12 protein-coding genes, 1 tRNA gene and 1 pseudogene are annotated in these 12,917 nt (G+C 58.2%); 5 read left to right on the forward strand and 9 right to left on the reverse strand.

The genetic code is table 11. The features are described from left to right. Positions 1–13 precede the first annotated feature (13 nt). The 4 genes from AB4N33_RS15265 (at position 14) to AB4N33_RS15280 (ending at position 2,970) form a co-directional block, all read left to right on the forward strand. Positions 14–87: transfer RNA gene (locus AB4N33_RS15265), tRNA-Gly, on the forward strand. 397 nt (positions 88–484) lie between these two features. Next, the gene (locus AB4N33_RS15270) at positions 485–1,075 is read left to right on the forward strand and encodes a DUF6088 family protein (protein ID WP_460140065.1); all 591 of its coding nucleotides are present in this window, start codon (positions 485–487) and stop codon (positions 1,073–1,075) included. Further along, complete coding sequence (locus tag AB4N33_RS15275; protein ID WP_460140066.1) at positions 1,068–2,075, forward strand: nucleotidyl transferase AbiEii/AbiGii toxin family protein; 1,008 nt, start codon at positions 1,068–1,070, stop codon at positions 2,073–2,075. Before AB4N33_RS15270 ends, AB4N33_RS15275 begins: the two co-directional genes overlap by 8 nt. Positions 2,076–2,649: 574 nt before the next feature. Further along, positions 2,650–2,970 (forward strand): DUF3077 domain-containing protein, encoded by a 321-nt coding sequence (locus AB4N33_RS15280; RefSeq protein WP_460140067.1) that lies wholly within the window; start codon positions 2,650–2,652, stop codon positions 2,968–2,970. Between the two features lie 596 nt (positions 2,971–3,566). Here the strand turns inward: AB4N33_RS15280 and tam are convergent. Together tam and AB4N33_RS15290 are read right to left on the reverse strand one after the other, a co-directional pair. Then, positions 3,567–4,337, reverse strand: coding sequence for a trans-aconitate 2-methyltransferase (gene tam, locus AB4N33_RS15285; RefSeq protein WP_476457673.1), 771 nt, complete (start codon positions 4,335–4,337; stop codon positions 3,567–3,569). A 112-nt stretch (positions 4,338–4,449) separates the two neighbouring features. Then, positions 4,450–5,531, reverse strand: a pseudogene (locus tag AB4N33_RS15290) (type I restriction endonuclease). A gap of 224 nt (positions 5,532–5,755) precedes the next feature. Between AB4N33_RS15290 and AB4N33_RS15295 the strand changes: the two are divergent. Next, on the forward strand, positions 5,756–6,166 hold the full coding sequence (locus AB4N33_RS15295; RefSeq protein ID WP_460117336.1) for a low affinity iron permease family protein: 411 nt from the start codon (positions 5,756–5,758) through the stop codon (positions 6,164–6,166). 106 nt (positions 6,167–6,272) lie between these two features. On the opposite strand, the gene AB4N33_RS15300 is transcribed toward AB4N33_RS15295, so the two are convergent. From AB4N33_RS15300 to AB4N33_RS15330, 7 genes are all read right to left on the reverse strand, one after another. Continuing rightward, positions 6,273–6,776 carry a DUF4142 domain-containing protein gene (locus tag AB4N33_RS15300; protein ID WP_460117337.1) on the reverse strand — a complete coding sequence of 168 codons (504 nt, stop codon included), beginning with the start codon at positions 6,774–6,776 and terminating at the stop codon, positions 6,273–6,275. Between the two features lie 75 nt (positions 6,777–6,851). Next, positions 6,852–7,010: a KGG domain-containing protein gene (locus tag AB4N33_RS15305; protein ID WP_460117338.1), complete on the reverse strand. Its 159-nt coding sequence runs from the start codon at positions 7,008–7,010 to the stop codon at positions 6,852–6,854. A 116-nt stretch (positions 7,011–7,126) separates the two neighbouring features. Further along, entirely contained in the window at positions 7,127–8,476 is a 1,350-nt protein-coding gene (locus AB4N33_RS15310; protein ID WP_460140070.1) for a sensor domain-containing protein, read from the reverse strand. 3 nt (positions 8,477–8,479) lie between these two features. After that, a complete protein-coding gene (locus tag AB4N33_RS15315; RefSeq protein WP_476457674.1) occupies positions 8,480–9,118 on the reverse strand; it encodes a LysE family translocator in 639 nt (212 codons plus the stop codon). A 242-nt stretch (positions 9,119–9,360) separates the two neighbouring features. Beyond that, entirely contained in the window at positions 9,361–10,692 is a 1,332-nt protein-coding gene (locus AB4N33_RS15320; protein WP_476457675.1) for an MFS transporter, read from the reverse strand. Positions 10,693–10,770: 78 nt separating this feature from the next. Further along, on the reverse strand, positions 10,771–11,697 hold the full coding sequence (locus AB4N33_RS15325; protein ID WP_476457676.1) for a hydroxymethylglutaryl-CoA lyase: 927 nt from the start codon (positions 11,695–11,697) through the stop codon (positions 10,771–10,773). Beyond that, positions 11,694–12,887, reverse strand: coding sequence for a CaiB/BaiF CoA transferase family protein (locus tag AB4N33_RS15330; protein WP_476457677.1), 1,194 nt, complete (start codon positions 12,885–12,887; stop codon positions 11,694–11,696). The genes AB4N33_RS15325 and AB4N33_RS15330 overlap by 4 nt, the downstream gene beginning before the upstream one ends. Positions 12,888–12,917: the final 30 nt, after the last annotated feature.

The following is a 12,917-nucleotide window of genomic DNA, read 5'->3' on the forward strand; positions in this document are numbered from 1 at the left end:
TCACCCGCTCTGAGCGGGTATAGTTTAGTGGCAAAACGAAAGCTTCCCAAGCTTTAGTTGAGGGTTCGATTCCCTCTACCCGCTCCACTCAGATCAGGTTCCCACGTCGTAATGACGGGGGGTTCAAATCAAAAAAACCGGCTCCGATGGCCGGTTTTTTTGTGCCTGCGATTTGCGTCACACGCTGTTGTTTAAGCACGCCCTTCAAACACTTCATGAAAGCTACAACACCTTGCGTCGTTGCCTACGGTTACATGAGAACCCGCCGACTTGTGTGTGTGTTTGAAGTGAGTTTTATCGTTAGTCGGCCGCTGAAAAAACAATGATCGGGTCCGGTAGCCGTCTCTCACACGACTCATCGCGACGTTTTTAAGCGCGCCATTACTGTCCCGAACCATCCCTGCTGAAATTGGCTAAAATTTGAACAAATGTCAGAAACAATGATAAGTTTCTGACATTGTATCCCCCCCACAGCGGTGCCGTCATGTCGAAACTTCCTGAAGTTATTTACCAGCGCAGCCAGTCCTTGCCCGAAGGCGAAGTCCTGTCGCCGAGAGAATTCCTGAGCCTTGGGAGTCGCGCCGCTGTCGACCAAGCTTTCTCGCGCCTGGCGAAATCGGGGAAGTTGATGCGCGTCTGCCGCGGCATGTATGTGGCGCCGGTGAAGAGCCGGTTCGGAACTCGTGCGCCAGAGCCGGAAAAAGTTGTTCAGGCTCTCGCTGAAAAAACCAGCGAAACGGTGACGTCGAGCGGGGCGCAGGCTGCAAACAACCTCGGGTTGACGCAGCAGGTGCCCGTACGCCAGGTGTTTCTCACCAGTGGTCGTGCCCGCACATTGAGAATTGGCAAGGCAGAGATTCAGATCAAACATGCGCCAAAGTGGATGGTTGCACCATCAGCCGCTGGTGAGGCCGTTCGAGCCCTAGCCTGGCTCGGCGAGTCACAATCGAGCAAGTTGATCCCGACATTGCATCGGCGGCTTTGCGACCATGAGTGGTCGCGGTTGATGAGCCTTCGAGCCGTTCTACCCTCCTGGATGGGAGCGATGATTGGGAAGGTGGCTCTTATTGCCTGATTATTTCTTCTCGCTGTCCTCATCTGACCAGAGGGAAGTCATTCTCCAGGCAGCCTCCGACCTTGGTCGCCCTGCGTACCTGTTGGAAAAAGACTTGTGGGTGGTTTGGACCTTGGGGAAAATCTTCTCAGATCCCGTGGGCGATCATCTGACGTTCAAGGGTGGCACCTCACTTTCCAAGGTGTACCGCCTGATTGATCGATTTTCGGAAGACATTGATCTGACCTACGACATTCGCCAGCTTTTGCCCGAGGTGCAAAGCGAAATTCCCCCCAGTGGTAGTCAAGCCAGAAAGTGGAGCAGCAAGGCCCGCGATCTTCTCCCAGGCTGGATAGAACAGTCGGTTTTTCCGGCTCTGGCCGATGCGCTGGCGGCGGAGGCGCCGGGGGCAGAATTTGTTCAAGATGGGGACAAACTGTACTTGCACTATCCTGCGAAAACACCGGTCCATGATTACGTGACGCCCAAGGTCATGCTTGAGTTTGGTGCTCGATCTACAGGGGAGCCGCACCGCCGCAATCATGTCGTGTGCGATATGGTTCACGCCAATTTGGAAGGCGTCATCTTTCCTGAAGCAAACCCCGTTGTAATGGATGTAGCGCGTACGTTCTGGGAGAAAGCGACAGCGGCGCATGTGTACTGCGTCCAGGAGCGCTTGAAGAGCGAGCGATTTGCCCGGCATTGGCATGACCTGACCGCCATTGTGCAAAATCACGAGTTCAAGCAGGTTATTTCACGGCGAGACATTGCCGCACGCGTCGCAGAGCATAAGTCCTGCTTCTTTGTAGAAAAGTCTGCAGATGGCACAACGATCGACTACCGGCATGCAGTGGGCGGCAATCTTCGGCTGGTGCCAGTTGGAAAGGCTCGCGATAACCTGGCGAAGGACTACGACAAGATGCTCGAAGGTGGAATGTTCGACAGTCCCCCTCCGGAGTTCGATGACCTGATGGTTGCATGTGAAGAACTCGAGACTCACCTGAACGCAGCGGCTACCTGACATACCTCCGTAGTTTTCCTTCAACCGCGCCACTCAGACCACGTTCCAACGTCGTTATGACGAGGGGATTCAAGTCAAGAAATCCGGCCCTAATGGCCGGTTTTTTTGTGTCCGCAATTTGCCTCAAACACTTCTGTTTAAGCACACCCTCCAGACACCTCGTGAAAGCTACAACACCTTGCGTCGTTGCCTACGGGTACGTGAGAATCCGCCGGCTTGTGCGTTTTTGGGGTGGGATTTATCGTTTTTCCGTCACTGACAAAATCAGTGATCGGGGTTTGGTAGACCCTCCGCATCGACGCATAGCGTCACCTGTTTCGGCCCTTCTCTGGGTCGCATCTTATGGTGGCCATGCGCAGGGCTCCTTCCGGGGCGCCGGCTCCGATGCCCGGTCTACCAACCTTCGTATGGCCACCACCCTCCGTTTGGTAGCGAGATGGCGATGGTCCCTTTCGAATAGCATCGGAGTTCCATCTATGCCCAAGCCAACACCCCATTCCAAAGAAATCAATTCCACCGCGCCCTCCCAAATCGCAGCTCAAACCTTGAGCAGCTTTTCGAAAGGAGGTGACGTATGAGCGACGACCCCAGACTGACGACTATCGGCCTCACCCCTTTCCACTACTGCAATAACGAACCGCTGTTCCGAGTGAACCGCGGTGTGCCCATCGTCGATGCCCTGGAGCAAGTATCGGATCTGCTCCACCTGGCCAGGCTGCTGACCGTCGACGCTGCGTACTCGCGGGACAGCGACCGCCACGCCTGGGCCGCGCACCATTTAACGTCGATGAGCAAGGCGGTTATCGATGATGTGCAGAAAGTGCTGAGCCGATGGCCGCCGATGAAGACCGACGGTCAGCAGCGAAACTGCGACACCCCTAGGTCTTTTGGGTAGCAAAGAAAAAGGGCAGCTTTGAGGCTGCCCTTTTACATTTGAATCCTGATATTTGCATCCTCAGGAAATGGGATGAAGAGGTCTCACCTTATACCGATGTTGCAGCATCGCTGAGGTACCTACGTCTGCTATCGCCCTGCAAGGCAACAGATTTCGCGCTCTTGCGGTGATCTTTGAACAAGGGTGTCGCTGATGTCAAATCCATAGTCGTTTCAAAAAGCTGCGTTAGCGTTAACGTTTTCGAGTGAAATCACCGATTTATTATCAAATTTCATCACGCGTTAACGTTTTGATTCGTGAAAACCTACACTGCACCGCGTCTGAGCACGTGAAGAAGACGCAAAAAAATCGAAACACGCTTTTTCTCACTGCTCCTCATAAAGCTTGCGTATAGATCCCCACTTCCCAGTAAAGAACCCGTAACCCCACGCCAAACCCGCCCAAAACTCCCCTACCCTGCCCGCTCACCTTCCACACCGAGATCAGCATGGAAAACTCAGAGTTGGGGTTCATGATCGTTTCAATCATCGGGCTGTTCGGCTTTGCTTCGTTTCTCTTTGAGTTCCTGAGCACCCGCAGGAAAGACTGATGCGCTTTCAGCGGGTCGCGACGATAAAGAGGCGTGGGAACGGCAGCAGCACCGAGCCATCGTCCTGGGTTGGATAGACCTGCTCGATGGCGGCGAGGTAGCGCTCGAGGTACTGCGCCTGCTCGGCCTCGCTCAACGGTTGCAGATACGGCCGTAAACCGCTGCCCTTGAACCACTCGACAATGCCCGCCGCACCGCCCGCCAAGGGGTGGTGATAGGTGGTGTGCCAGACATCGACGCGGCTGCAATGAGGTTTGAGCATGGCGTAGTAGTCGCTTGCGGCGGCCACTTGGGTGCGTTGCGCGCTGGCGCCGGTCAGTTTGCTGGACCATGGGCCATCAGCGGCGATTTCACGCATCAGGCGATGGGACGGCTGGTTGAGGGTGTCGGGCATCTGGATGGCCAGGCTGCCGCCTGGGGTCAGGCGTGCGGCCAGCGACGGCAGCAATGTGGCGTGGTCGGGCAGCCATTGCAGCACCGCGTTCGCAAAGATGACGTCGAAGGCGGTGCTGTCGTTCCAGTTGGCGATGTCGACGGTGTCGAACGGGATGTGCGGCAGCCGTTTGCGGGCCGCTTCGATCATGTCGGGTGAGCTGTCTACGCCGCGCACCGTGGCACCGGAGAAGCGCTCGACCATAAGCTCAGTGGAATTGCCCGGGCCGCAACCGATGTCGATGGCGCTGCGCACCTCCCGGGGCGGGATGGCCGCGAGCAGGTCGCGGGCCGGGCGGGTGCGTTCATCTTCGAAAGCGACGTACTGTTTGGCGGACCAGGTCATGGCGTTCTCCTCTTGGATCGATGGCGCAGTTTATCAGGGCTCGCTGATTCGATTCTTTCAGGCTAAAAAATGCAAAAACCGGCCTAAGGGCCGGTTTTTTATACAGGGTGAATCAATTGTAAAACCCAACCGTTTTCTTCAAATGATCCGAGTACTCGTAAATGTCGTCGACTGAATTGATCGCATGCCGAGTCTCGTTCTTTTCTTCGTCAAAAATACCGATGTATTTCTGTGAACGATTGAAATGTAGACGACAGATTGGTTTGCGATTGTTGTCGTCCAGCAGGATACCGAAATAGCTCTGGGTATCTCTCTGCACAATCCGCTTGGCGTCTACAACTGAACGGACCACGGCACGAACGATGTGGTACCCCTCCAGCTCTTCCAAGGTCGTGAGTACCTTATCTTCAGATTCATCCCGAAGATCAGTCGGCTCGGCATCATTGGAAGAAACCGGTAGCGAGGTCAGGGTCGGTTGAATTGCACCACTCATGGCCGACTTGAGACGTTCATTTATCTGGTCGTTGAGAAATTGCACCACGGCCTTTCTAGTCAGCTCATGGAACTGCTCACGGACTTTCTGATCACTCCATCGTAGACACGCGATGCGAAGACCTTCACGAAATCATCGTCAGGTTTACTGACCTGTGAAGCTATGACCTTTTTTATTTGGCTGACGTATTTCAGCTCACCTGCAGCGCTGATTATCGAATCCACGTCAAATGCAGATTTGGTGAGCTTTACCAATTCAGGGACGGAATACTCGTCAATGTCCAGGAGATCGAGCTCCAAAAATGGCTTCTCATCCATTTTGTTTGGCGCGTCCAAATCGGTGAAAAACTTGTAAACCTGGCCATTGGTAAGGATGGAGATGCGAGCACTGGTGACATGGAAGTACCGAAACAGCTGCGAAGCATGATTGATGTGCAGCGGCTCGCCGATCTTCTTGCACTCAATCAAGATTTGAACCTCGCCCCCCTTCATGATCGCGTAGTCGATCTTCTCTCCTTTCTTGGTTCCAACGTCGCAGACAAATTCGGGGGTAACTTCCGTCGGATCGAAAACATCGTAGCCGAGCACTGTGCTGATGAAGGGCATGACAAACGCATTCTTCGTCGCCTCCTCCGTCTGAATCGCCGCACTCTGTAAACGCACCTTAGCCGCCAAACTCACCAATTTTTCGAAAAATTCCATGTGCAATCCTCTCCGAGTTTCGATCCGAGTTTTTCCATGCTGGCAAATTGACTGCCATTGATACTAGACACAAACCGAGACAAAGAAAGATCCCATCAAGAATTTGTGAAAAGTCACCTTTACCCTCCGTAGCCTCATTCCTTTGGTAGGCAAAACTGTAAGCAGAATTTTCATGCCGCCCGCGCTGTCACACCTTCAGACGCATCCCAATAAGGAACACGGCAATGAAATTCGCAAAAATCTCGCAAAAGCTAGCCCTGTGGGCCGGCAGCCCCAAGACATTCATGGGCGCTTTGATATTGATTGGGTTGTGGGGGTTGAGCGGGCCGATTTTCGATTACAACGATACCTGGCAACTGATCATCAATACCTCGACCACGATCATCACGTTTCTGATGGTGTTCCTGATCCAGAACACGCAGAACCGGGATACGGACATCCTGCACCTGAAGATTGATGAACTGCTGCGGGTGAACAAGGAAGCGCAGAACGCCATGTTGGGCTTGGAGCTGCTCGATCTGGAGCAACTCGAGGCGCTGCGCAAGCACTATCGCAAGATGGGCGAAGGCGAGGTGCATGCATTGGCAGGGTTGGCTGAGACGAGTAAGAAGAAGATTGATTTGAATGATTGTTGACCGCGTCGACCCCTTCGCGGGCAAGCCCGCTCCCACAGGGGCTTGAGGCATTCACAAGATCTGTGGAAGCGGGCTTGCCCGCGATGGAAGCGACAGCGCTACAGGCTTACCGGCTCGCCTGAAGCGCCCTGGCCATCTGCAGGTGGTTTTGCAGTTTGGGCAGGGTTTCTTCGGCGTAGGCCTTGATCTCCGGGATGTCGGTGGTTTGCGCCTGCTGCTGCAGCTGCTCAATCGCTTCCTCGGTGGTCTGGACCTGACTGGCGGCGTAGGCCTGGTCGAAGGTATCGCCCTCTTTCACTTCTGGCATCAGGGCCTTGGCCTTGTCGACCACTTCTTCCCGTGGCGCCACCGGCAAATCCAGTTGTTTGGCGATTTTCGCCAGATGCTGGTTGGCCGTGGTGCGGTCGTTGATGACGACAATGGTGTAGTCCTTGACCTCTCTGGACTCGGACTTCTGGTGCGCCATGCGACTGGTTTCGATGTCGGCCATGCCTTTGGCGGATGCGTCGTTGATGAATTCGGCAGGTGACTGGGCAAAGGCACTGCTGGCACACAGGCCCACTAATGTGGCAAAACCGGCGTTGCGTACTCGGGTGGCCATCCGGCTCATGGTCGCGCCCTCCTCTTGTGAACATTCAAACGGGAGCTTTCGCTCCCGTCTCTCAATCAAAACTACCCACAATCACTACTTGGATTTCTGACCGCCTTTGCGGTCCGTCTCGGGTTTCGACGGTTCTTTATCGACGGTCGTGGTGGTAGTTTTCCCACCTTTGCGACCCGCTTCGGACGCCTTCGTTCGATCGTTGGCGAAATTTCCTGAGTTCGAGTTTCTTGAGTTAGGCATGATTCTCTACCTCTTGGTGATGATCGCGGCGAGCAGGAGCCCGCCTAATGTGAGAATTTTCATCACGACAAAGGTTTAGAAAAAACAGGAGGGATGCGACGAACGGCGGGCAACGATCACATCTTGTAATCGAGGTGATGTTGTCGTTTGGCGTTGTACATGGCCTCGTCGGCATGGCGGAACAATTGCTTTTCCTCGATACCGTGCTCGGGGAAGATGGCAGCACCGATGCTCGGTTGGATGTTGAGGCTGTGGCCGTCCAGGCGCAATGGCTGCGCCAGGACCAGGCGTATCTTGCCGGCGACACTCTCAGCGTCTTTAGCCGCCTGGATACTGTGCAGCAACACCACGAACTCATCTCCGCCTATGCGCGCCACGGTGTCCGTCTCGCGCACGCAGCCCTTGAGGCGATTGGCCACGGCTTGCAGCAGCATGTCACCAACCGCATGACCGTGGGTGTCGTTGACCTCCTTGAAGCGGTCCAGATCCACATACAGCAACGCCATGCGCCCACCGTCCAAACGGGCCTGGGTCAGGGAGGCTTTCAGGCGATCGCGCAGCAATTCGCGGTTGGGCAATTGCGTCAACTGATCGTATTGGGCCATGCGTTGCAGCCGGGCGTGCAACTGCTTGCGCTCGATCGCCGTCGCCACTTGCGCGCAGACGAACTGCAACATCTCCTTATCCTGCTCGGTGTAGCGTTCGCCGCCGGCCACGCTTTTGACGATCAGCGCCCCGATGGTGCCGTTCTGCGAGTTCAACGGTACGCCCAGCCAGCACGGCGACTGCTGGCCTGCGACCAGTCGTTCGAAGCCTTGCGGGGCACCCTGCTGCCCCGGTGTCAGCAAGATCGGCTGGCCGGTGCGGATCACTTCGGCGCACAACTGCCCGGTGACCGTCCCGGGCTGCTCGGGTTGGTGTTCGTGGTCGTCGACGTGATAGGGGAAGTTGATCTGCGCACAGTGCTCGTCATAGAGCGCAACGGAGAAATTCAGCGCTGGCAGCCATTCACCGATGATCAGGTGGATGCGTTTGAACAGCGCCAGCAAGTCCTCGGCCGCATGGGCTGCTTCGGAAATCGCGTACAACGCCGCTTGCCGGGACTCGGCCTGCTTGCGTTCGGTGATGTCGCGGGCGACGGCGATACGCAGTTGATCGACCTGCGACCAACGCGCCGACCAGAGGATATGCACCACGCGGCCATCCTTGCGCACGTAGCGGTTCTCGAAATTGAGCTTGGGATCTCCGCCCATGATTTCCCGCGCGGCATCGAGGGTGCGCTGGCGGTCGGCGGGATGCACCAATTCGATCATGGGCTGGCCGATCAGCTCGTCGGGGGTGTATCCGAAAATGCGCTCACACGCCGCGCTGACAAAAACAAACTGGCCTTGCTTGTCGACGGCACACACGGCATCCAGCAAAAGATCGAAGTAACTCGCCTGCGGCGCCGGGTTTCTGGTTGTCATGCTTCAAGCCTTGTTCGGCATCAGCCCCGGCAGCGCGTGCAGGAGAGCGTTGATGGCAAAACCGATGAACATCACCCCGCACAAGCGGGTGATGAGCAACTCATGACGTTGATACAAACTGCGCACCTGCCGCGCACCAACGATGCCCACGAGAATAGCGTAGGCGATCAGACCTCCGACAAAGCTCAGGACGATCAGCCACGGCAACATCGCCCAGTTCAGCAGCTCGGCCCGACTCGACAGCAGCGCTGTAAACGTCGCCACCGCCACTGGGTACGCCTTGGGGTTGGTCAGGCCGAACAGCACGCCGTGCCAGAATGGCTGCCGTGCAGGCCCCTGAGGCACCTCGACGCTGCTGCGTTTGGCCCGCACCGCGCGCATCCCCAGCCAGAACAGGTACAGGCCGCTGAGCACGCCCAACACGTCAAAAGCGGTACTGCCGATTTCCCGCGCGCCGACAATCGCGATCAACGCCGTGCTGCACCAGATCACATCGCCGAGCAAATGCCCGCACAGGAACCCCGCCCCCGCCCGTCGCCCCCGTGCCGCGCCAATGCCAAACACCGCAAGCACACCGGGACCTGGCGTAATGCCATAGATGAAACCCGAGGCGAGAACGGCCATCAGCAGCGAGGGGGTCATCGGAGGAGTCCTTTTGAACTGATCAGTGAGTGGCGGCAAGTCTATATCAGGTCACGGAAAACCGACTCACTGCTCGTCGAAGAACTTCGCTGCGGTTAACGCATTTCACCTGTAGGAGCGAGCATGCTCGCGATGGAGGCACAGACACCGCTGAGTGTCAGGCAGTCAGCGTCATCGTTGACGACCATCGCGACGGTTCGACGCCTCGACATGCTCGCTCCTACAGCGGTTCTATGCGTGCCCTAGATCTTATCGAGCGTACGCAGCTTCTGCGGCAACCCCCACAACAGCAGTGCTACGGCGATCAGCGCGCAGACGCCGATGACGTACAGCGCCGGCGTGGTGCTGCCTGTCAGGTCCTTGATGCGCCCGACCATGACCGGGCTGACGATGCCGCCGAACTGGCCGAGGGTGTTGATCACCGCGATCCCGCCAGCGGCCCCCGCACCCGCCCCGGCCAGCAATTTGGGCGGCAAGGTCCAGAAGCTCGGGATGGAAGCAACGATCCCCGCCCCCAGCAGCCCCAGTGCGACGATCAGGAAAGTCGTGTGGCTGGCGAAGATCCCGGCACAGAAGAAGCCCAAAGCGCCCACCGCGACCAGGCCAGCGACAAACTTGCGGCGCTCGCCGGTTGCGTCGGACAGGCGTCCGATGACCACCATGCTGATCGCCCCGCAGATGTACGGAATCGCCGTCAGCAGGCCGATCATCACCGGGCTCTCGGTGCCGGCACTGCGGATCAGTTGCGGCGCCCAGAAATTCAGGCCGTAGGACGCCACCTGGATCAGGAAGTAGATCAAACCCAAGGTCAGGAAGCCGGGAATGCGCAGCGCCGCGAGCAAAGAGCCGCCGCTCTTGTGCGGTTCATGGTGGGCAATGCGACTGGCCAGCAGGGTTTTCTCCGAAGGCGTCAACCAGTGGGCGTCTTCGATGCGGTCCTTGAGCAGGGTCAGCACCAGTACACCCAGGCCGATGCACGGCACACCGCCGAGCAGGAACAGCCAGTGCCAGCCGCGCATCTGCATCACACCATCCAGATGCTGCAACACCAGCCCGGAGAATGGCGCGCCGACCAGCCCGGCGAACGCAGACGCAAGGAACAACATGGAAGTAATGCGCCCACGATAATGCTGCGGGAACCACAGCGTGAGGTAATACAGCACACCGGGGGCGAAACCGGCCTCCATCGCACCGATCAGGAAGCGCAACGCGTAGAACTGCCATTCGCTGGTGACGAACACCATCAGTGCGGTGGCCAGCCCCCAGGACATCATGATTCGCGAGATCCAGCGCCGCGCGCCGACCTTGTACAGCATCATGTTGCTCGGCACTTCGAAGATCACGTAGCCGACCACGAACAGTCCGGCGCCCAGGCCATAGGCGGTATCACTGAGGCTCAGGTCGGCCTGCATCTGGAACTTGGCGAAACTGATGTTGATACGATCGAAGAATGCGAACAGGTAGCAGACCATGATCAACGGCATCAGTCGCCACGCGACTTTGCTGACCAGGGCTTTTTCTGCGTCGTGATTGACGGACGGGCTCATGCCCGCCTCCAGTACATTGAGGCTCATAGTGTTTCTCCAGGCGGACTTCCCGTGGGTGTCCGATTGTTTTTGTTGTCTGGTTGTGAGGCTTGAAAGGGCCGTCGATCAGGCCGGTATCGGGTGCAGGTCGCAATTGCGTCCGGCCTTGGCCAGTTGACCCGGCACGTCATGCCCCAACAGTGCTGGCAGACCGCGTGACAACTTGAGCAGCAAAGGAAGGTCGATGCCGGTGGGGATGCCGACTTCGTCGCACAGGTTCACCAGGTCTTCGCTGCAGATGTTGCCCGAAGCGCCCGGCGCAAACGGGCAGCCGCCCAGGCCGCCGAGGGCGGCATCGAAGCGCCTGGCACCGGCCTCGTAGGCGGCCAGCACGTTGCACAGGCCCAGGCCGCGGGTGTTGTGGAAGTGCAGGGTCAAGTCCGCGGCGGCCACCCGTTGCAGCACCCGCCGCACCAGGCGATCGACCTGGCGCGGGTTGGCCATGCCAGTGGTGTCCGCCAGGGTGATGCCAGTGATGCCGAGTTCCTGATAGGCGTCGACGATTTGCAGCACACGGTCCTCATCGATTTTGCCTTCGAAGGGGCAGCCGAACGTGGTGGCGATGCTGCCGTTGAGGCGCACCGGGGTGCTACCTGCGAACTGGACGATTTCGCCGAACGCTGCCAACGAGTCTTCGCAGCGCATGCGCATGTTCGCCAGGTTGTGCGTCTGGCTCGCGGACATCACCAGGTTCAGTTCATCGGCGCCTGCTGCCAGCGCCCGTTGTGCCCCCTTGAGGTTAGGGATCAGGGCGACGTAGATCACCCCCGGTTGCCGGGCAATGCCGGTGAACACCGCTTCGCCATCCCGCAAGGCCGGGATGGCCTTGGGCGACACGAATGAACCCGCTTCGATGCGACTGAAACCGGCCAGCGACAGCTGATCGATCAACGCGATCTTGTCGGCGGTTTCCACCCAGGTCGGTTCGATCTGCAAGCCGTCGCGGGGCGAGACTTCCTGGACGACCAGGGTTTGCGAAAAGTCAGTGATCATTGCACCACCCCTTGGGTTTTCAAGCGTTCGATGTCCAGTTCGGATAGGCCCAGGCCGGCCAGAATCCCGTCGGTGTGCTGGCCCAGGCTCGGCCCGGACCAGTTAACGCCACCCGGGGTTTCGGAGAGTTTGGGCACGATGCCTGGCATTTTCACCTGCAGGCCACCGGGCAGGTCGGCGTTGAGCAGCATGTCCCGCGCCCGATAGTGCGGGTCGGCCACGATGTCGGCCACCGAATAAATGCGCCCGGCCGGCACCTCGGCCGCTTCCAGGGCCGCCAGCACGTCGTCGATCGGCAGGCTGCTGGTCCAATGGGTAATGGCGGCGTCCAGCATGTTGCTGCGGGCGGCGCGTCCGTCGTTATGGGCGAACTCCGGCGCGTCGGCGAGATCGCGACGACCGATCACTTCCATCAGGCGCTTGTAGATCGGATCGCTGTTGCCGGCGATCACCACATAGGCGCCGTCGGCGGTCAGGTAGGTGTTGGATGGCGCGATGCCCGGCAAGGCCCCACCGCTGCGCTCGCGCACATGGCCAAGCATGTCGTATTCCGGCACCAGGCTTTCCATGACATTGAACACGCTTTCGGCCAGCGATACATCGACCACTTGCCCGCCGCCCTGCCCGGTCTTGACCCGCAACAGCGACATCAGGGCGCCGATCACAGCGTGCAACGATGCCAGCGAATCGCCGAGGCTGACGCCCACTCGTGCTGGTGGCGAACCCGGCGTACCGGTGGTGTAGCGAATGCCGCCCATGGCCTCACCGATGGCGCCAAACCCCGGACGGTCACGGTAAGGGCCCGTCTGGCCATAACCGGAGATGCGCACCAGGGTCAGATTGGGGTTGAGGGCATGCAGAACGTCCCAGCCCAGGCCGAGCTTTTCGAGGGCTCCCGGGCGCAGGTTTTCGATCAGCACGTCGGCGCTGCTCGCCAGTTGCTTGACCAGGTCGATGCCTTCACTGGATTTGAGGTTCAGTGCCAGGGATTTCTTGTTGCGCGATTGCAGATACCACCACAACGAAGTGCCCTGGTGCAGCTTGCGCCATTTACGCAACGGATCACCTTGACCCATGGCTTCGATCTTGATCACCTCGGCGCCGAATTCGGCGAGCATGCGCGCGGCAAACGGCGCGGCAATCAGGGTGCCGATTTCGATCACTTTGATTGCACTTAAAGGGGCAGTCATCGCGGGGTACCTCTTGTTCTTGGAATTGGC

Source organism: Pseudomonas sp. S1_E05 (assembly GCF_056337105.1).

What these genes read in the sequence shown, in the direction of transcription:
- AB4N33_RS15270 (WP_460140065.1), top strand. Translation starts at nt 485, where the DNA reads ATGTCGAAACTTCCTGAAGTTATTTACCAGCGCAGCCAGTCCTTGCCC.
- AB4N33_RS15280 (WP_460140067.1), top strand. Translation starts at nt 2,650, where the DNA reads ATGAGCGACGACCCCAGACTGACGACTATCGGCCTCACCCCTTTCCAC.
- tam (WP_476457673.1), bottom strand. Translation starts at nt 4,337, where the DNA reads ATGACCTGGTCCGCCAAACAGTACGTCGCTTTCGAAGATGAACGCACC.
- AB4N33_RS15295 (WP_460117336.1), top strand. Translation starts at nt 5,756, where the DNA reads ATGAAATTCGCAAAAATCTCGCAAAAGCTAGCCCTGTGGGCCGGCAGC.
- AB4N33_RS15300 (WP_460117337.1), bottom strand. Translation starts at nt 6,776, where the DNA reads ATGAGCCGGATGGCCACCCGAGTACGCAACGCCGGTTTTGCCACATTA.
- AB4N33_RS15305 (WP_460117338.1), bottom strand. Translation starts at nt 7,010, where the DNA reads ATGCCTAACTCAAGAAACTCGAACTCAGGAAATTTCGCCAACGATCGA.
- AB4N33_RS15310 (WP_460140070.1), bottom strand. Translation starts at nt 8,476, where the DNA reads ATGACAACCAGAAACCCGGCGCCGCAGGCGAGTTACTTCGATCTTTTG.
- AB4N33_RS15315 (WP_476457674.1), bottom strand. Translation starts at nt 9,118, where the DNA reads ATGACCCCCTCGCTGCTGATGGCCGTTCTCGCCTCGGGTTTCATCTAT.
- AB4N33_RS15320 (WP_476457675.1), bottom strand. Translation starts at nt 10,692, where the DNA reads ATGAGCCTCAATGTACTGGAGGCGGGCATGAGCCCGTCCGTCAATCAC.
- AB4N33_RS15325 (WP_476457676.1), bottom strand. Translation starts at nt 11,697, where the DNA reads ATGATCACTGACTTTTCGCAAACCCTGGTCGTCCAGGAAGTCTCGCCC.
- AB4N33_RS15330 (WP_476457677.1), bottom strand. Translation starts at nt 12,887, where the DNA reads ATGACTGCCCCTTTAAGTGCAATCAAAGTGATCGAAATCGGCACCCTG.